Raw genomic sequence first — 16,954 nt, 5'->3', positions numbered from 1 at the left:
GCAACGTCCTCTACATGGCTGCGCTCAGCGCCGGAGTGCATAACCCCATCTTCGCCGCCTTTCGCCAGCGCCTACGGGCCAAAGGCAAGGAAGCAAAGGTCGCCATTGTGGCCGTCATGCGCAAGCTTATCACCACCCTCAACGCCATGATGCGTACCAACAAATCCTGGAACCCCGCATCGATATGAAAGCACGGTTGCTCACCTGCCTGCCGGCATCCTCTCCCCGTATAGTGACGGGAGAGGGCGCGCTCTCACGGACGGTTCGCCAATCGTCAGCGTTGCAGGAATGGCGCCGACGCTGCGGCCAGCCCTTTCTCCCCGTCGCTATACGGGGAGAAATGCCCGGCAGGGCAATGAGGGGCGGCGCCGACATCAACAATCGGCCGCTCCCAACGCCCGCAGGACCAGATGCCGTAGTCTCGGCCTTCGCGCTCAGGATTCTAAGCGCTCAGGCGAAGCCGCGGCTTGCCGCCAGCTGCCGGCCCAGCGCCCGGCGCTCAGCCAGTAGAAAATGCCGCCGACCATGCCGCAGCCAACCACCGCCAGCACGGCGCTGGTGTCGGTGACGTCGAAATTGGCGTCGGCGGTCCGGTGGACGAAGCCGAGGAAGACCGCTGCCACCACTGCACCGGCGAGCGCATAGAACAGCCAGTCGCGCCGGCTGAAGATTTCCGAGACAATGATGACGATCGCCGCCGGCATGAAGGCGAAATAGGCGACGAACAGCGCCACGAAGGGAATCGAAAAATACAGCGATGCCGTCGCCGTCGGGTGGGCGTGCTCCGGCGTGTAGCCAAGCGAAGCTAGGACCATGATGTTGAGAAAGGCGCTGGCGGCCAGCGAGGCGACGATATAGCCGATCAGGATGACGGCGAAGCGGATGAGGTAGGCGACGAGGCGGCTCACGCCTCGCCGTGCCCCGCAATCATCATGGCTTCCAGCGCCAGCCGGTCGACCTTGCGCATGCGCTCGGAATCCGACTTGAGCTGGCCGCAGGCAGCCAGAATATCGCGGCCGCGCGGGGTGCGGATCGGCGAGGCATAACCGGCATTGTTGATGTAGTCGGCGAATTTCTCGATCGTCTCCCAGTCGGAGCACTGGTAGTTGGTGCCCGGCCACGGGTTGAACGGGATCAGATTGATCTTGGCCGGAATACCCTTGAGCAGCTTGATCAGCCCCTTGGCGTCCTCGATGGAATCGTTGACGTCCTTCAGCATCACATATTCGAAAGTGATGCGCTTGGCGTTCGACAGGCCTGGATAGGCGCGGCAAGCTTCGATCAGCTCTTTCAGCGGGTACTTCTTGTTGATCGGCACCAGCAGGTCGCGCAGATCGTCATTGGTCGCATGCAGCGAGATCGCCAGCATGACGCCGATCTCCTCGCCGGTGCGGAAGATTTCCGGCACGACGCCGGAGGTCGACAGCGTGATGCGGCGCTTGGACAGTGACAGGCCATCGCCGTCGGAGGCGATCAGCAGCGCTTTCTTCACCGCCTCGAAATTGTAGAGCGGCTCGCCCATGCCCATCATGACGATGTTGGAGACTTTTCTGCCCTCGGCCGGGACGATGGCGCCGTCCGGCGTGTCGCGGTCGGGGAAATCGCCGAGCCGGTCGCGGGCTGTCAAAAGCTGGGCGAGGATTTCCTCCGATGTCAGGTTGCGCACCAGCTTCTGCGTGCCGGTGTGGCAGAAGGAGCAGGTCAGCGTGCAGCCGACCTGCGAGGAGATGCAGAGCGTGCCACGGCCTTCCTCGGGGATATAGACGGTCTCGATCTCGACCGGACGGCCGGCGCCGCGCGGCGGAAAGCGAAACAGCCACTTTCGCGTGCCGTCGGCGGAAATCTGCTCCTCGACGATTTCCGGCCTGGCGACGGTGAAATGCTTGTCCAGCTCGGCGCGCAGATCCTTGGAGATGTTGAACATGCCGGCGAAGTCGGAGACGCCGCGCACATACATCCAGTGCCAAAGCTGCTGGGCGCGCATTTTTGCCTGGCGCTCCGGCACGATGCCTGATGCAACGAGGGCATCGCCAAGCTCGGCCCGGGTCAGGCCGATCAGCGACGGCTTTTCGGGCTGCGTGGCGCGGGCGCGCAACGCGTCACGGGCGCCTTCGGCGGTGAGATCGAATGAAAGGGTCATGGTAAGCGCCAATATAAGCGGTTTGCGGCCGATTTCAGCATCGTGCCGGAAATGAAGCGCGGCGCATAGCACAGGTTGAGGGCAGAGTCATGCGCGGGGAGTGCAACGGCTGATAGCTCGCTACGGCCATCTGGCAGCCTGCCCTGTCCTCCCGCTGCAAATGAACCGATCACATAGTCGTGTGTTTGCGTAACGATTCCCATCGCGCCTTCGAAATCCGAAGGGGGCAACTATGCCCCTGCAAAATGGGAGTATGCAGAATGAACTCTATCAAGCTCGCCGTCATTGCCAGCCTCGTCGGCCTTTCCGCCTCGCCAGCACTTGCCGAAGACGCGATGGGCACGATGACCATGATGAAGGGTGGAGAAGTGATGGCGATCATGCCGGACGGGCATATGGGCACCATGATGCCGGATGCAAAGATGGGCGCAGAGATGATGAAGATGGCAAAGCCGATCAAGCACTGCATGATGATGATGACCGACGCCAAGGGCAAAGCCTTCATGATCGATACGTCGACCAAGAAAGCCCAGGCCGAATGTGAAAAAATGGCCATGTAAGACTGAACCGCCGGCACGCACGCCGGCCTGAAAAAGCAAAAAGGCCGGGCTTTGCGGCCCGGCCTGTCATTGCAAAACGAAGTTGCCTAATTACAAACCTTGCCTACTTGCACTTGGCGATCGACGTCAGCGCCGCTGAAATGCCTTTCAGCGAGAAGACATAGGAGGTGGGGTTGCCGCGGCCGGATTTCGCCGACACCTTCATGTCGGTGCCGGTCTTCATCGCGGCGATCAGAACCGGCTCTTCGGCGGCATTCTCGACCCAGGCCGACTTGCCGCGCGTGAACATCGAGAAGGACTTCTTGTCGATGGTGACGGTGGCCTTGGACCCTTCCTGGAATTTGTAGCCGGCAATGAATTGCGGCTCGTAGGACACTTGCTGCCCCGGCCGCTGGCTGACGAAGAAGAACATGTCGCCATGGTCGAGCGTCGGCGGCTGCTTGTCGGTCGGCACGGTCAGAACGTAGCAGACCTTGCCGCCGGAAGCCTGGTAGCTGTAGGTGCCCCAGGCATTGTGCTGGCCGGTCTTGGTCGCCGTCTGCGCCAGCGCTGGCGCTGTCATGGCCACCAGGACCAAGCTCGAAACTGTAGCAATCAATCCGCGCATCGTTTTTCCCGTATTCCAACTGGTGCGGCGGCAGGCCGGTTTGGCGTCCTGCCCGTCGCTTCATTTTGATTTAATCTGGGTTACCAAACGGTGAATTTCCCTCGCGAAAAGGACATTCACCCCGGGAAACCGCCGCCATTTCCCCGCCGCCTCCCGAAAAGCGGCCGTCAGAATGTCCCTGGCGCGACTTGGAGGCCACGAAAGCGGCAAGAGTTTGACTTTTCCAGCCAGGCGCCGGCTCAGCTCTTGTCGGCAATCGCCCGCTTGGCGGCGAGCCGATGCGCCGGTGTGATGTGGGCGCTGACGGCGGTGATCGCGGCGGTCAGCACGGCGAGATCGTCGGTGAAGCCGAGCCCGAAGACGAAGTCGGGGATGACATCGACCGGCAGCACGAAGTAGCCGAGCGCCGCCAGCAAAATGCCCTTGGCGCGGACCGGCGTCTTCTTGTCCATGGCGCAATAATAGGCGGCGACCACCTCTTCCATGAACGGAATCTGCCGGGCCGCCTTCTTGGCCGTGCGCCAGAATTTCTCGCGCACTTCGCTCTCGTCGCTGCCGCCAAAGCCGAAGAAATCAAAACCGGATTCTTGCGCCATCAGTGTCTCCTTGCGGGCTCAAGCACATTGTTGCGCAGGCGCCTGCGAGGGAAAATGTGGTGAAAGGGTAGGTCCGCTACAAGAGTTCAGTCGTTACCGAACTCGAAAATCGAACGGATCGTTGCCGGAACCGCAGGGTTCAGATGATGCCGACGGGTAATTCGCTGCTCGCCTTGGAGATTAGCCGAAACGCCCCTCACTTCGTCATCCACGGGCGAAGCAAGGAGCGAAGCGACGCGGCGCAGACCCGAGGATCCATGCCGCGACTTCAAAGCGTTGCAGCGGTTCAGAATTTTGCACCGCTGGGCTTCATGACAAGGGTCACGGCATGGATCCTAGGGTTTCCGCGACGTCGCTTCGCGACTGCTTCACCCTAGGATGACGAAGGTTGGAGAAGCCCTTTCCAATCAACCGCCAAAATAGCGGTTCATCTTCTTCGCCAGTTCGATGTCGAGGGCGGTGACGCCGCCGGCGTCGTGGGTGTTCAGCGTCACGTCCACCGTCTTGTAGACGTTCGACCAGTCGGGGTGATGGTCCATCTTCTCCGCCGCCAAAGCGACGCGGGTCATGAAGGCGAAGGCCTCGGAAAAGTTCTTGAAGACAAAGCTGCGCTTGATGGAAGCGCCATCCGCGGCCAGCGACCAGCCGCCGAGTTCGGCCAGCGCGGCGGCGATTGCGTCCTTGCTGAGTTTTTCTCTCGTCATGATGATTTCCCGTGCTATCCCGACTTTGGCCCTCACCCTAATGCAAGTCGCCCATGAATGCTGTGCGGTTTTGGGTCTCCAAATGCACGAACGGCGCATATCAATGAACGCGAAGCCCATAAAATCCATTCTCTTCGTCTGCCTCGGCAACATCTGTCGCTCGCCACTGGCGGAAGGCACCTTTCGCGCGGTGTTGGCCGAGCGCGGGCAGCATCAGGATATGCTGCTCGATTCAGCCGCAACCGGCGGCTGGGAGGCCGGCTCTGCCCCGGATCCGCGCTCGATCTCGATCGCCGCACTGCACGGTATCGACATTTCGGGCCAGAGAGCGCGCAAGGTGAGGCCGGACGACTTTTCGCGTTTCGACCTGATCCTGGGTATGGACCGGTCGAATGTCCGTGACCTCCAGGCGCTGGCGCCGCCGGCCCTGCGCGACCGGGTTCATCTGTTCCTGGAGTTCGCCAGCGGTACAGCTCGCGACGTGCCGGATCCCTATTATGACGGGGCCGACGCGTTCGCCTTGGTCTACCGCATGATCCGCGACGCGTCGGAGACGCTGTCGACGCGGCTCGCGACACGGGCATCCGTGCCCGACAGCGGCCAGGCCTCCTCGACGATATAGGGTCCGCCGCCGACCGAATCGCGCGACGACATCAGGACGAAGCGACCGACGCGGAACGGCAGCGTCGAAAAATTGCCGCGTGCCGAAAGGTACTGGGCGACGTCGAGCGGGCTCGAATTGCGCAGGCGCGCCAGCGTCACATGCGGGGTGAACTTGCGCGGATCGGTTGGAATGCCGAGCCGCTGGCAGATGCGGTCGATCTCACCCTGCAGGGCGGAAAGATCGTGCGAGGCTGAAACGCCGGCCCACACCGCATGCGGCTTCTTCTGGCCGAAGGCGCCGACACCCGACAATGTCAGCGGGAAGGATGGGCGATGGATCCGGTCGAGCGCATTGGCGATCTCGTCGGCGACATGGCCTTCGACATCGCCGATGAAGCGCAGCGTCATGTGGTAGTTCTCGACGTCGATCCAGCGGGCTCCGGGCAGGCCGCCCCGGAGCAGGGACAGCGAAAGAGCGGCGTCACGCGGTATTTCGAGGGCGGTGAAAAGACGCGGCATGGAGAGCCTCCCTTCCTCGAATCGAACTATGCCCCTAGCGAATCATCGATATTGAAACTCGGCAAGTGGTTTGTTGGCGTCATGGTTTCCGCAACGGCAAGCGTGACTTATTCGCCTCATGAGGCGCCGCCATTGTCGGCAATCGCCTTTTCGACTGTCGGCAGGATGCGCTCGACCATCACATCGACGCCTTTCGGATTGGGATGCAGGCCGTCTCCGAGCTGCAGGGCGGGCACGCCGGCGACACCGTCGAGGAAGAACGGATAGAGCGGCACATCGTATTTCGCGGCCAGTTTTGGATAGATCGTGTCGAAAGCGTTCTGGTAGTCGGCACCGAGATTGGGGGCGGCGCGCATGCCGGCGAGCAGCACGGCAATCTTGCGCTGCTTCAGCTTGGCCAGCATCTCGTCCAGGTTCTTTTCGGGAATGTCTGGTGAAACGCCGCGCAGCATATCGTTAGCGCCAAGCTCGAGGATCACAAGGTTTGTGCCGTCCGGCACCGACCAGTCGAGCCGCGCCAGGCCGCCGCTCGAGGTGTCACCGGAGACACCCGCATTCGCGACGCTCACATCATGACCCTTGGCGCGAAGGGCGGCCTGCAATTTGTCGGTAAAACCGTCGCCAGGTCCGAGGCTGAAGCCCGCCATCAGGCTGTCGCCGAAGCCGACGATCTTGAACGTCTCGGCGCGCGCCGGCGGAACGGCACTGCTGAGGCCAAGAAAAAGCATGAAGCCTGCGGCAAAGATGCGTTTGAAAGACATGCGGCAGGCCCCATATGACCAAGGATTCTTCCGGCCCGACAAGCAGAGCCTTCATCCTCCCATATAGGACGCTTTCATTTTGACAGAAGCCGTCATCGCGCTGAAAGACGTATCGCTGACGCTCGGCGAAGGTGCGTCGTCCGTCGATGTGCTGAAGAGCGTCAGTCTCGACGTGGCCGAGGGCGAGGCGACCGGCATCGTCGGTCCCTCGGGGTCCGGCAAGTCGACATTGCTGATGGTCCTAGCAGGACTGGAAAGGGTCGATTCGGGTACGGTACGAATCGCCGGTGAGCTGCTGAACGGCAAAAGCGAGGACCAGATTGCATCGTTTCGTGGGCGAAACATTGGCATCGTCTTCCAGTCTTTTCATCTCATCCCCAACATGACGGCGCTCGAAAATGTCGCGGTGCCGCTGGAGCTGGCCGGCCATGCCGATCCGTTCGGGGTGGCCGCGCGGGAGTTGGCAGCCGTAGGCCTCAGCGATCGCGTCACCCATTATCCGGGCGAGCTGTCCGGCGGCGAACAGCAGCGCGTGGCCATCGCCCGGGCGCTGGCGCCCTCGCCGCGCCTTCTGATCGCCGACGAGCCGACCGGCAATCTCGACCAGGCGACGGGACGGCAGGTTGCCGACCTCTTGTTCGCCAAGGCGGCCGAGCGCGGCATGACCCTGGTGCTGGTCACCCATGATCCGGCGCTGGCGGCACGCTGCTCGCGCCAGGTTTCGATGCGGTCGGGACGGATCGAGGCGCCGGCACCGGCCAAGGTGCCGGCCTGATGCCGTTGTCGCGGACATTGAAACTCGCCTTCCGCTTCTCGCTGCGCGAGATGCGCGGCGGGTTGTCCGGCTTCATGATCTTCCTGGCCTGCATCGCGCTTGGCGTCGCGGCAATAGGCGGCGTCAATTCGGTGGCGCAGGCGATCACCGCCGGCGTCGCCGACCAGGGCCAGACGCTGCTTGGCGGCGATCTGCGTTTCCAGATCAACCAGCGCGACACCAGCCAGGCCGAGCGCAGCTTCCTCGATGGGCTGGGCACGGTTTCGCGCAGCGCCAACATGCGCTCGATGGCGCGGCTCGAAGACGGTTCCGACCAGTCGCTGGTCGAGGCCAAGGCGGTCGACGATGCCTATCCGCTCTATGGCGCGCTAGCGACCGAGCCGGCGCTGTCGAAACAGGATCTGTTTGGCGAAAAATCCGGCGTGTTCGGCGCCGCCGCACCGGACCTTCTGTTCGACAGGCTGAATGTGAAGATCGGCGACCGGCTGAAACTCGGCAGCGCCACATTCGAATTGCGCGCCCGGCTGGTCACCGAGCCGGACGCGGTGTCCGACGGTTTCGGCTTCGCGCCGCGGCTGATGGTGTCGACCGAAGGGCTGGCCGCCTCCGGTCTGATCCAGCCGGGCAGCCTGGTCGAGAACGCCTACAAGGTGCGCCTTCCCGCCGGGACCAGCGAGGCCGATATCAAAAGCATTCAGGATCAGGCGGCAAAGGACTTTCCCGAGGCCGGCTGGTCGATCCGCACGCGCAGCAATGCCGCGCCGGCGCTGTCCTCCAACATCGAGCGGTTCTCGCAATTCCTGACGCTGGTCGGGCTGACGGCGCTGGTGGTCGGCGGCGTCGGCGTCGCCAACGCGGTGCGCGCCTATCTCGACGGCAAGCGCGGCGTCATCGCCACCTTCAAGAGCCTGGGGGCTTCCGGCGGCTTCGTCTTCACCGTCTATCTCGTGCAGATCCTGATGATCGCCGGGCTCGGCATCGTGCTTGGCCTTGTGCTTGGCGCGCTGATGCCGTTCGCGGCCAGCACTGCCTTGTATCAGGTCATTCCGGTGCCGGCGGAAGGCGGCTTCTATCCCGGCGCGTTGGCACTTGCCGCGCTGTTCGGGCTTTTGGTGACGCTGGCCTTCGCGCTTTTGCCGCTCGGCCGAGCCCGCGACGTGCCAGCAACGGCGCTGTTTCGCGAAATGGGGTTTGAGGGTCGCGGCTTTCCGCGCCTGCCCTATGTCGTGGCTGCGGTCGGCATCGCGCTGGCCTTGGCGGCCTTGGCCATCCTGTTTTCCGGCGACCGCCGCATCGCCTCGATCTTCGTCGGCGCCACCATTTTTGCCTTCCTGGTGCTGCGCCTGGTTGGTGGGCTGGTGCAATGGACGGCGAAAAGAAGCCCGCGCGTTCGCTCCGTGGCGCTCAGGCTGGCGATCAGCAACATCCATCGGCCAGGCGCGCTGACCCCGTCGGTGGTGCTGTCGCTCGGCCTCGGGCTGACACTCTTGGTGACGCTGGCGCTGATTGACGGCAATCTGCGGCGGCAGATCTCCGGCAGCCTGCCCGAACGTGCGCCGAACTTCTTCTTCGTCGACATCCAGAGCAATGATGTCGATGCCTTCTCGACGCTGATCGGCAGGCAAGCGCCGCAAGGCACGCTGCTCAAGGTGCCGATGCTGCGCGGCCGGGTGATGGCTCTGAACGGCGTCGATGTCGGCAAGGTCAACGTTCCGCCGGAAGGCGCCTGGGTGCTGCGCGGCGATCGTGGCCTGACCTATGAGGCGAAACTGCCCGCCAATGCGACGCTCACTCAGGGCAAATGGTGGCCGGACAATTATGCCGGCGAGCCGCTGGTTTCGTTTTCGGCCGAAGAGGGCAAAGAGATCGGGCTGAAGCTCGGCGACACCGTCACCGTCAATGTACTGGGGCGCAACGTGACGGCCAGGATTGCCAATTTCCGCCAGGTCGAATGGGAAACGATGGGCATCAACTTTGTCATGGTGTTCTCGCCCAACACCTTTGCCGGGGCACCGCATGGCTGGCTGGCGACGCTGACCGAGAAGAACACGTCGGCGGCCGACGATGATCGCCTGCTCAACGCCGTCACCCGCGCGTTTCCGGCGGTAACGACGGTCAGGGTCAAGGATGCGCTCGACATCGTCAACCGGCTGGTTGCGCAGCTTGGCACGGCGATCGGGGCGGCGGCCGGCGTGGCGCTGTTTGCCTCGGTGCTGGTGCTGGCCGGCGCGCTTGCCGCCGGCAACCGAGCCCGCATCCATGATGCCGTGGTGCTGAAGACGCTGGGCGCGACAAGGAAAACGCTGATCGCGGCCTTCTCGCTGGAATACATGCTGATCGGGCTTGCCACTGCCATCTTCGCGCTGGCCGCGGGCGGGGTCGCGGCGTGGTTCGTCGTCGCGCGCATCATGACGTTGTCGTCGCATTTCATGCCCGAAGTGGCGGTCGCCACGATCGTCTTTGCGCTGGTGATCACGGTCGGCATCGGCCTTGCCGGGACGTGGCGGGTGCTGGGCCACAAGGCAGCCCCGGTGCTGCGCAATCTCTAGTCCGGCTCCGGTGCGGACAACCCGCTTTTTGGTTAAATCTTGGTAATGTTGGGCCTCAGACGGCCGCTAAACTGAGTTTCGGCTGCTTCACGAAGCATTGCATCCGGTTACGGCCTTGTTCTTGGCGCCAAGAACCATCATATTTCGCCACAGGCATGCTGGAGCCCCGCCAGCGGCGCCTGGGCTCAAATGGGCCTGACACCGGACGGGGCAGAAGCAATAGAGGACTCTCATGGCTGAACCCCTTCGCAACTACCAGACGCGCGCCGTGCCCGGCGCCCGCGTTGACGCAGGCATCGACCAGGGCCTGCGCGCCTACATGATCAAGGTCTACAATCTGATGGGGCTTGGCCTCCTCATCACCGGCCTTGTCGCAGTCGGTACGATCATGCTGGCCACCACTGCCGACCCGGCTTCTGCGGTTGCCACGCTGCGGAGCGGTGAGATGCTGACCTCTTTCGGCGTTGCGATCTACGCCTCGCCGCTGAAGTGGGTGGTCATCTTCGCCCCGCTGGCCGTCGTGTTTTTCATGCAAGCTCGCATGCAATCGATGAGCGTTTCGGCACTGCAAACGACCTTCTGGGTCTTTGCCGGCCTGATTGGTCTGTCGCTGTCATCGATCTTCCTGATCTATACGTCCGCCAGCATCTCGCAGACCTTCTTCGCCACCGCCGCCGGCTTCGGAGCGCTCTCCCTCTACGGCTATACGACCAAGCGCGACCTTTCCGGGCTTGGTTCGTTTCTCTACATGGGCCTCATCGGGTTGATTGTTGCGATGGTGATCAACATCTTCCTGGCTTCGTCGGCGATGACCTTCGCTATCTCGGCAATCGGCGTACTCATCTTCGCCGGTTTCACTGCCTACGACACCCAGAGCATCAAGGAGATGTATTACGAGGGTGACGCCACCGATGTCGTCGGCCGCAAGGCGATCATGGGCGCGCTGAAGCTCTACCTCGACTTCATCAACCTGTTCACATTCCTGCTGCAGTTCATGGGCGACCGCCGCTAATCGGCCCCCCATCCAGGCAACTGGACCATTGAGTTCCGGAAGGGCGGCCCAACGGCCGCCCTTTTCTTTTGTGCCGGCTTTTGCTGTTATGGCAGGCAGATTAACAATTTGCATAAATTATGAGCAGCATCACGATACGCGCCGCAATTGCCGCCGACCTCGACCGGATCACGGAAATCTATGCCGATGCGGTGGCTCATGGCACGGCGAGCTACGAGCTGGAGCCGCCGAGCCGCGCCGAGATGGGCACGCGATTCGATAGCCTGACAGCAGGCGGCTTTCCCTATCTGGTGGCGGAGAAGGACGGCGCGGTGCTCGGCTATGCCTATGCCGGCGCCTTCCGGCCGCGCCCGGCCTATCGCTTCATCGTCGAGGATTCCGTCTATGTCGCGCCCGAAGCCAAGGGACAGGGCGTCGGGCTCAAGCTGATGCAGGCGCTGATCGAGGCATCTAGGGCGGCGGGCTTTCGCCAGATCGTCGCTGTCATCGGCGACGGCCACGCGGACAGCGCCTCGGTGCGGCTGCACGAAAAGCTCGGCTTTCGCCATTCGGGACGCCTTGAAGGCTCCGGCTACAAGCACGAACGCTGGCTGGATACCGTGTTCATGCAGCTGTCGTTGAATGGTGGGTCGGAGGTTCCGCCCGATCCCGAATCGCTGCCAGAGCGGAAATTTCGCCAACAAAAATAATAGCTTAGGCTTCGACCAGCTTCAGCGTGCGATCGAAAACGCCAAGCACGCGGCCAAGTTCCTGGCCGCGCTTGAGGATGCGGCCGCCGGCGGCGATGACGGCGAAGGCGCCTTGCCGGCGCGCCAGCTGCGGGTCCTTGACGATCTGGAACAGCGGCACCTCGCTGGTGCGGCGGAACACCGAAAAGACGGCGCGGTCGGCAAGCTGGTCGATGGCGTAGTCGCGCCATTCATTGGCGGCGACCATGCGTCCGTAAAGTCTGAGTATCTGTTCCAGCTCGCGCCGGTCGAAGCGAACCGGCTGGTCGAGGCGCTCGCGTCTTGCCTCATGCAACGGGATCAATATTGCGGATGCGTCCCCATCCTCCGCCCCACTGCCGCGATCGGTCATGCCTCGATCCTTCAAAATGAATCTTGCAAGCCAAAGTTGGCGTGTTCGTCGCCGAATTGCAAGACCCGGCTAAGCATCCCGCAGCCGCGCTGTTTCCGTCACGTCCAGTCACTTTTGTGAAACGCGCTGATGGAATTGGTGATCCTTCGCCACATTTCTGCCTTTTTTTATCCGCGCTCATGCCCCAATGTCCGACGAGTTTACCGGCGTTGCCTGAGACGGTTCGGTCCGGCACCGGCTCGTAAACCCCAAGCCCCCCGCCCACGGGTCTGCGTCGGATCGAACCAACCTCGGTTTTCCCAAGGGAAAATCGGGTGCGACGATCCCAAAACTAAATGACCGACGTCAGAAGCAAGCTGACGTCGGTTTTTTATTGGGTGAACCTCGCGCAACCGCGACGTCGTCATCCTCGGGCGGAGCGGAAGCGAAGCGGACGCGCAGACCCGAGGATCCATGCCGGGACGTTTGTCGAAGCATGCTCCCTGTCAGGCTGGTCAACTGGTGCTTCAGGATAAGCCTAAGCAGGCCGCTACCCTATTTCTGGACCGCTTTCGTGTGTGGCCGATGTCGCGGCATGGATCCTGGGGTGTCCGCGACGGAGCTTCGCTCCTGCTTCGCCCCAGGATGACGAAGGCACGGGTCGTTTCGGCGCTCTTAAGGCTTATGTATAAACGCTGCCCCCAGGATCGGCCCGGGCATGCCGTCCTTGCCGACCGACTGCAGCAACACCGCGCAGCCGCCCTTCTTGGAGATCTCGCTCATCGGCAATTCGTAGCGCTGCGCCTTGCCGTGCCACATGCCGGCGGTCTGGATGCCGGAGACGGCGTTCCAGTAGGTCATGCTGCGACCGCTGTTTTCGCCCTTGCCGATGTCGATCGTCTGCGGCGGGTCGAAATAGACGATGACGACATGGGCGTCGCGGGGACCGTTGCCGGCGTCGCCGGCGTCGATCATGACGCGGTCGCTGGTCTGGCTGACCTTGATGCCGACCCGCATGCCTTCGCCGATACGCTCCATGCGGGCAAGCGCGCCATCGACTTCCTTGCGGCTGGCGCCGTTGACGTGGCTGCGGCCGTTGATGACGGCTTGCGGCGTGTAGACCGAACGGTTGCCGAAGGCGCGCATATAGTCGTACTGGCGCTCAGTATTTTCCTTGCGGCTCAACGTGTCCTGCCAGCCGAGATAATCCCAGTAATCGACATGATAGGCGAGCGCGACGATGTCCTCCTTGGCGGCAAGCTCGGCAAAGAACGCGTCGGCCGGCGGACAGGAACTGCAGCCCTGACTGGTGAAAAGCTCGACCACGCCCAAGGGTCTGTCGCTCTCGGCGGCAAGCCCGGTTCCGGCAAGCGCCGAAAAGGCCAGCGCCAACGCCGCAAGCCGCAATTGTCTGTTGAAGGCCATGGTCGTTCCGATTTCCCGCCGGTGCTGCCGGCCTTGTTCTGGTTGCTGAAATATGTGGCAGAAGCGACAGTCAACGGGAAGTCACGTTGCGGTGAAATTTTGCCGTTGCAGCGGCAGGCTGCACCGCAATAGGAGGATGGGCCTGCACTTCACGGCGTGGTTCGATTCGAGGGCAGCATCAGCGGTATGTGGCAAACTCTCCTGATGCCGGTCGATCTCTATTGCGAACGGACCGGGCCGGAACTTTGGGCCGAACCAGCCAATGCTTTGACCAATCTTGCTTTTCTTGCCGCCGGTCTGTGGGGTGTGCGGGAAGTGCGGCGGCGCGGCACCGGCACGTTCGCCGAGGTGCTGGCCTGGTGGGTGGTGGCGATCGGCATCGGCTCGACGCTGTTCCATACCTTGGCCGTCCGGGCGACGATCTGGGCCGACGTGCTGCCCATCGCCGGCCTCACGCTGGCTTACACGCTGTTCAACCTGCGTCGCCTCCTCGGCATGGAATGGAGCAGGGCGGTTCCCGTCTTCTTCGCCTTCTATACCGTTGCCGGCCTGCTGACTTGGGCCGTGCCGGACTGGCTGCACCTGGCCTCGAACGGCACGACAGGCTATCTGCCGCCCTTCCTGGCGCTTGTCTTCTTCGGCCTGTGGACGGTGGCGAGCGGCAGCAGCGCCGGCCGCTACACTCTGGCCGGCGCGGCGATCTTTGTCGTCTCGGTTATCTGTCGGATGGCCGATCCGCTGGTCTGCACGAGCTTTCCGCTCGGCACGCATTTCCTGTGGCACATCTTCAACGGGCTGATGCTCGGCGTGCTGCTGGCGGCGGCGGCGCGGTATGGGAAAGCTAAGGGAGTAGGGGAATAGGGCAGTAGGGGAGTAGGGGAAGAGGATCGAGCTGCGGTGACTTTTCCCTACTGCCCTATTCCCTTACTCCCCTACTCCCTTGCCGCTAGGCAGCCAGATCGCGCAGCACGTACTGCAAGATGCCGCCGTTCTTGAAGTAGTCGAGCTCGTCCAGCGTATCGATGCGGCAGATGATCGGCACGTTCTTCACCGTGCCGTCGCCATAGGTCACCTTGGCGGTCATGGTCTGCCGCGGCTTGATGGCACTCAAGCCATCGATCTCGACGATTTCGTCGCCCTTGAGGTTGAGCGTGGCCCATGACGTCCCTTCCTCGAAGACGAAGGGGATGACGCCCATGCCGACCAGGTTCGAGCGGTGGATGCGCTCGAAAGACTGGGCGATGACGGCGCGGACGCCGAGGAGATTGGTGCCCTTGGCCGCCCAGTCGCGTGACGAGCCGTTGCCGTATTCGACGCCGGCGAAGATGACCAGCGGCACGCCTTCCTTCTTGTATTCCATGGCGGCGTCGTAGATCGACGTCTCTTCCTTGCTGGGGTAGTGGATGGTGTAGCCGCCTTCGCGGCCATTCTCGCCCAGCATGTGGTTGCGGATGCGGATGTTGGCGAAGGTGCCGCGCATCATCACCTCGTGGTTGCCGCGGCGCGTGCCGTACTGGTTGAAGTCGGCCACGCCGACGCCATGGTCGGTCAGGTATTTGCCGGCCGGAGACGCCGCCTTGATCGACCCCGCCGGCGAGATGTGGTCGGTGGTGATCTTGTCGCCGAACAGGCCAAGCACGCGGGCGCCCTTGATGTCGCCGATCTTGCCGAAGCCTGCGGTCATGCCGGCGAAATAGGGCGGGTTCTGCACATAGGTCGAGTTGTCGTCCCAGGCATAGGTCTGGCCTTCCGGCGCCTTGACGTTCTGCCAGTATTCGTCGCCCTTGAAGACGTCGGCATATTTGCGGGCGAACAATTCGCGGGTGACGTTCTTCTCGATGAATTCCTGGATCTCGGCGGAGCTCGGCCAGATATCCCTGAGGTAGACCGGGTTGCCGTTCTTGTCTTCGCCGAGCGGCTCTGACGTCAGGTCCTTGGTCACCGTTCCGGCCAGCGCGTGAGCGACGACCAGCGGCGGCGAGGCCAGATAGTTCGCCTGCACGTCGGGGGAGACGCGGCCTTCGAAGTTACGGTTGCCGGACAAGACTGCGGCAGCAATCAAGCCCTTGTCGTTGATGGTCTTCGAGATCGGCGCCGGCAGCGGGCCGGAATTGCCGATGCAAGTGGTGCAGCCGAAGCCGACCAGGTTGAAGCCGATCTGGTCGAGTTCCTTCTGCAGGCCGGATTTCTCCAGATATTCGGCGACCACCTGGCTGCCCGGCGCCAGCGATGTCTTCACCCAAGGCTTCTGCTTGAGGCCGAGCCGGTTGGCGTTGCGCGCCAGAAGGCCGGCGCCGATCAGAACGCTCGGGTTCGAGGTGTTGGTGCACGACGTGATGGCGGCGATGACGACATCGCCATGGCCAAGATCGTGGCTGGTGCCATCGACGGCGTAGCGCTTGTGGATTTCGGCGGCCTTCTTGTATTCGGTCTCCATCGCCTTGGCGAAGCCTTCCGGAATGCCTTCCAGGGCAACGCGGCCCTCGGGGCGCTTGGGGCCAGCCATCGACGGCACGACGCTGCCGAGCTCAAGCTCGAGCAGGTCGGTGAACACAGGATCGGCCGAGCCGGTGTCGCGCCACAGGCCTTGCGCCTTGGCATAGGCTTCGACCAGAGCGATGCGGCTTTCCTCGCGGCCCGACATTGTGAGGTAGCGGATGGTCTCGCCATCGACCGGGAAGAAGCCGCAGGTGGCGCCATATTCAGGCGCCATGTTGCCGATGGTGGCGCGATCGGCCAGCGTCATGTTGGAGAGGCCCGGGCCGAAGAATTCGACGAACTTGCCGACGACGCCCTTCTTGCGCAGCATCTGGGTGACGGTGAGCACGAGATCGGTGGCAGTGACGCCTTCTTTCAGCTTGCCGGTGAGACGGAAGCCGATGACTTCGGGCAACAGCATGGAAACCGGCTGGCCGAGCATCGCCGCCTCGGCCTCGATGCCGCCGACGCCCCAGCCGAGCACGCCAAGGCCGTTGATCATGGTGGTGTGCGAATCGGTGCCGACGCAGGTGTCGGGATAGGCGGTGGTTTCGCCGTCTTCGGTGTTGGTCCACACCACCTGGCCGAGATATTCGAGATTGACCTGGTGGCAGATGCCGGTGCCAGGCGGCACGACGCGGAAGTTGCGGAACGCCTGCTGGCCCCATTTGAGGAATTTGTAGCGCTCCTCGTTGCGCTCATATTCGAGCTCGACATTGCGGGCAAAAGCCATCGGCGTGCCGAACTCGTCGACGATGACCGAATGGTCGATGACGAGATCGACCGGCACCAGCGGATTGATCTTTTGCGGGTCGCCGCCGAGCGAGGCCATGGCGTCGCGCATGGCGGCAAGGTCAACCACGGCGGGAACGCCAGTGAAATCCTGCATCAGCACGCGAGCCGGGCGGTAGGCGATCTCGACGCCGGCAGTGCCCTTGTCGGTCAGCCAGCCGGCAACCGCCTGGATCGATTCCTTGGTGACGGAACGGCCGTCCTCGTTGCGCAGCAGGTTCTCCAGCAGCACCTTCATCGAATAGGGCAGCTGGGCGATGCCGGTGAGGCCGTTCTTCTCGGCCTCGATGAGGTCGTAATAGACATAGTCAGTACCGCTCGCGGTCAGCGTGCGGCGGCAGTTGAAACTATCGAGGGATTTTGACACGTGCGGT

The 16,954-nt window shown here is 62.8% G+C and carries 17 protein-coding genes and 1 pseudogene; 8 read left to right on the top strand and 10 right to left on the bottom strand.

All coding sequences use genetic code 11. The annotated features are described in order from the left end of the window. Positions 1–188, top strand: a pseudogene (locus AC1DXU_RS27790) (IS110 family transposase); the annotation flags it as partial. A 246-nt stretch (positions 189–434) separates the two neighbouring features. Here AC1DXU_RS27790 and AC1DXU_RS27785 read toward each other — a convergent pair. Further along, the gene (locus AC1DXU_RS27785; protein ID WP_477374132.1) at positions 435–908 is read right to left on the bottom strand and encodes a hypothetical protein; all 474 of its coding nucleotides are present in this window, start codon (positions 906–908) and stop codon (positions 435–437) included. Continuing rightward, positions 905–2,140 (bottom strand): dual-specificity RNA methyltransferase RlmN, encoded by a 1,236-nt coding sequence (rlmN, locus tag AC1DXU_RS27780; RefSeq protein ID WP_477310117.1) that lies wholly within the window; start codon positions 2,138–2,140, stop codon positions 905–907. The genes AC1DXU_RS27785 and rlmN overlap by 4 nt, the downstream gene beginning before the upstream one ends. Positions 2,141–2,400: 260 nt before the next feature. Between rlmN and AC1DXU_RS27775 the strand changes: the two genes are divergently transcribed. Next, positions 2,401–2,700 (top strand): hypothetical protein, encoded by a 300-nt coding sequence (locus AC1DXU_RS27775; RefSeq protein WP_477310116.1) that lies wholly within the window; start codon positions 2,401–2,403, stop codon positions 2,698–2,700. A gap of 103 nt (positions 2,701–2,803) precedes the next feature. Here the strand turns inward: AC1DXU_RS27775 and AC1DXU_RS27770 are convergent, their stop codons facing one another. From AC1DXU_RS27770 to AC1DXU_RS27760, 3 genes are all read right to left on the bottom strand, one after another. Further along, a complete protein-coding gene (locus tag AC1DXU_RS27770; protein WP_477374130.1) occupies positions 2,804–3,307 on the bottom strand; it encodes an invasion associated locus B family protein in 504 nt (167 codons plus the stop codon). A 239-nt stretch (positions 3,308–3,546) separates the two neighbouring features. After that, positions 3,547–3,903 (bottom strand): YkvA family protein, encoded by a 357-nt coding sequence (locus AC1DXU_RS27765; protein ID WP_477374128.1) that lies wholly within the window; start codon positions 3,901–3,903, stop codon positions 3,547–3,549. Between the two features lie 407 nt (positions 3,904–4,310). Then, entirely contained in the window at positions 4,311–4,607 is a 297-nt protein-coding gene (locus AC1DXU_RS27760; protein ID WP_477374127.1) for a 4a-hydroxytetrahydrobiopterin dehydratase, read from the bottom strand. Positions 4,608–4,710: 103 nt separating this feature from the next. On the opposite strand from AC1DXU_RS27760, the gene AC1DXU_RS27755 reads away from it, so the two are divergent. Further along, positions 4,711–5,229, top strand: a complete 519-nt coding sequence (locus tag AC1DXU_RS27755; protein ID WP_477374125.1) for a low molecular weight protein-tyrosine-phosphatase — start codon at positions 4,711–4,713, stop codon at positions 5,227–5,229. Here AC1DXU_RS27755 and thpR read toward each other — a convergent pair. Then, complete coding sequence (gene thpR, locus AC1DXU_RS27750; protein WP_477310108.1) at positions 5,133–5,729, bottom strand: RNA 2',3'-cyclic phosphodiesterase; 597 nt, start codon at positions 5,727–5,729, stop codon at positions 5,133–5,135. The genes AC1DXU_RS27755 and thpR overlap by 97 nt on opposite strands. 116 nt (positions 5,730–5,845) lie before the next feature. Continuing rightward, positions 5,846–6,490, bottom strand: a complete 645-nt coding sequence (locus AC1DXU_RS27745) for an arylesterase (protein WP_477374123.1) — start codon at positions 6,488–6,490, stop codon at positions 5,846–5,848. Positions 6,491–6,569: 79 nt separating this feature from the next. Here AC1DXU_RS27745 and AC1DXU_RS27740 point away from each other — a divergent pair, with 79 nt between their 5' ends. The 4 genes from AC1DXU_RS27740 (at position 6,570) to AC1DXU_RS27725 (ending at position 11,515) form a co-directional block, all read left to right on the top strand. After that, positions 6,570–7,265, top strand: coding sequence for an ABC transporter ATP-binding protein (locus AC1DXU_RS27740; RefSeq protein WP_477374122.1), 696 nt, complete (start codon positions 6,570–6,572; stop codon positions 7,263–7,265). Next, positions 7,265–9,814 (top strand): ABC transporter permease, encoded by a 2,550-nt coding sequence (locus AC1DXU_RS27735; protein WP_477374120.1) that lies wholly within the window; start codon positions 7,265–7,267, stop codon positions 9,812–9,814. The genes AC1DXU_RS27740 and AC1DXU_RS27735 overlap by 1 nt, the downstream gene beginning before the upstream one ends. A gap of 232 nt (positions 9,815–10,046) precedes the next feature. Further along, positions 10,047–10,826 (top strand): Bax inhibitor-1/YccA family protein, encoded by a 780-nt coding sequence (locus AC1DXU_RS27730; RefSeq protein ID WP_477310100.1) that lies wholly within the window; start codon positions 10,047–10,049, stop codon positions 10,824–10,826. A 119-nt stretch (positions 10,827–10,945) separates the two neighbouring features. Beyond that, the gene (locus AC1DXU_RS27725; protein WP_477374118.1) at positions 10,946–11,515 is read left to right on the top strand and encodes an N-acetyltransferase family protein; all 570 of its coding nucleotides are present in this window, start codon (positions 10,946–10,948) and stop codon (positions 11,513–11,515) included. 4 nt (positions 11,516–11,519) lie between these two features. Here the strand turns inward: AC1DXU_RS27725 and AC1DXU_RS27720 are convergent, their stop codons facing one another. Together AC1DXU_RS27720 and AC1DXU_RS27715 are read right to left on the bottom strand one after the other, a co-directional pair. Continuing rightward, positions 11,520–11,906 (bottom strand): DUF2794 domain-containing protein, encoded by a 387-nt coding sequence (locus AC1DXU_RS27720; RefSeq protein WP_477374116.1) that lies wholly within the window; start codon positions 11,904–11,906, stop codon positions 11,520–11,522. Positions 11,907–12,560: 654 nt separating this feature from the next. After that, entirely contained in the window at positions 12,561–13,310 is a 750-nt protein-coding gene (locus AC1DXU_RS27715; protein ID WP_477374114.1) for a DUF1223 domain-containing protein, read from the bottom strand. Between the two features lie 186 nt (positions 13,311–13,496). Here AC1DXU_RS27715 and AC1DXU_RS27710 point away from each other — a divergent pair, with 186 nt between their 5' ends. Then, positions 13,497–14,171, top strand: coding sequence for a ceramidase domain-containing protein (locus tag AC1DXU_RS27710; RefSeq protein WP_477374113.1), 675 nt, complete (start codon positions 13,497–13,499; stop codon positions 14,169–14,171). Between the two features lie 85 nt (positions 14,172–14,256). Here AC1DXU_RS27710 and acnA read toward each other — a convergent pair whose 3' ends face one another. Further along, on the bottom strand, positions 14,257–16,947 hold the full coding sequence (gene acnA / locus AC1DXU_RS27705) for an aconitate hydratase AcnA (RefSeq protein ID WP_477374111.1): 2,691 nt from the start codon (positions 16,945–16,947) through the stop codon (positions 14,257–14,259). Between the last annotated feature and the right edge of the window lie 7 nt (positions 16,948–16,954).

The sequence above is a fragment of the Mesorhizobium sp. P3_A10 genome, assembly GCF_056403175.1.
This window is presented reverse-complemented; position numbering and strand designations above follow the sequence as displayed.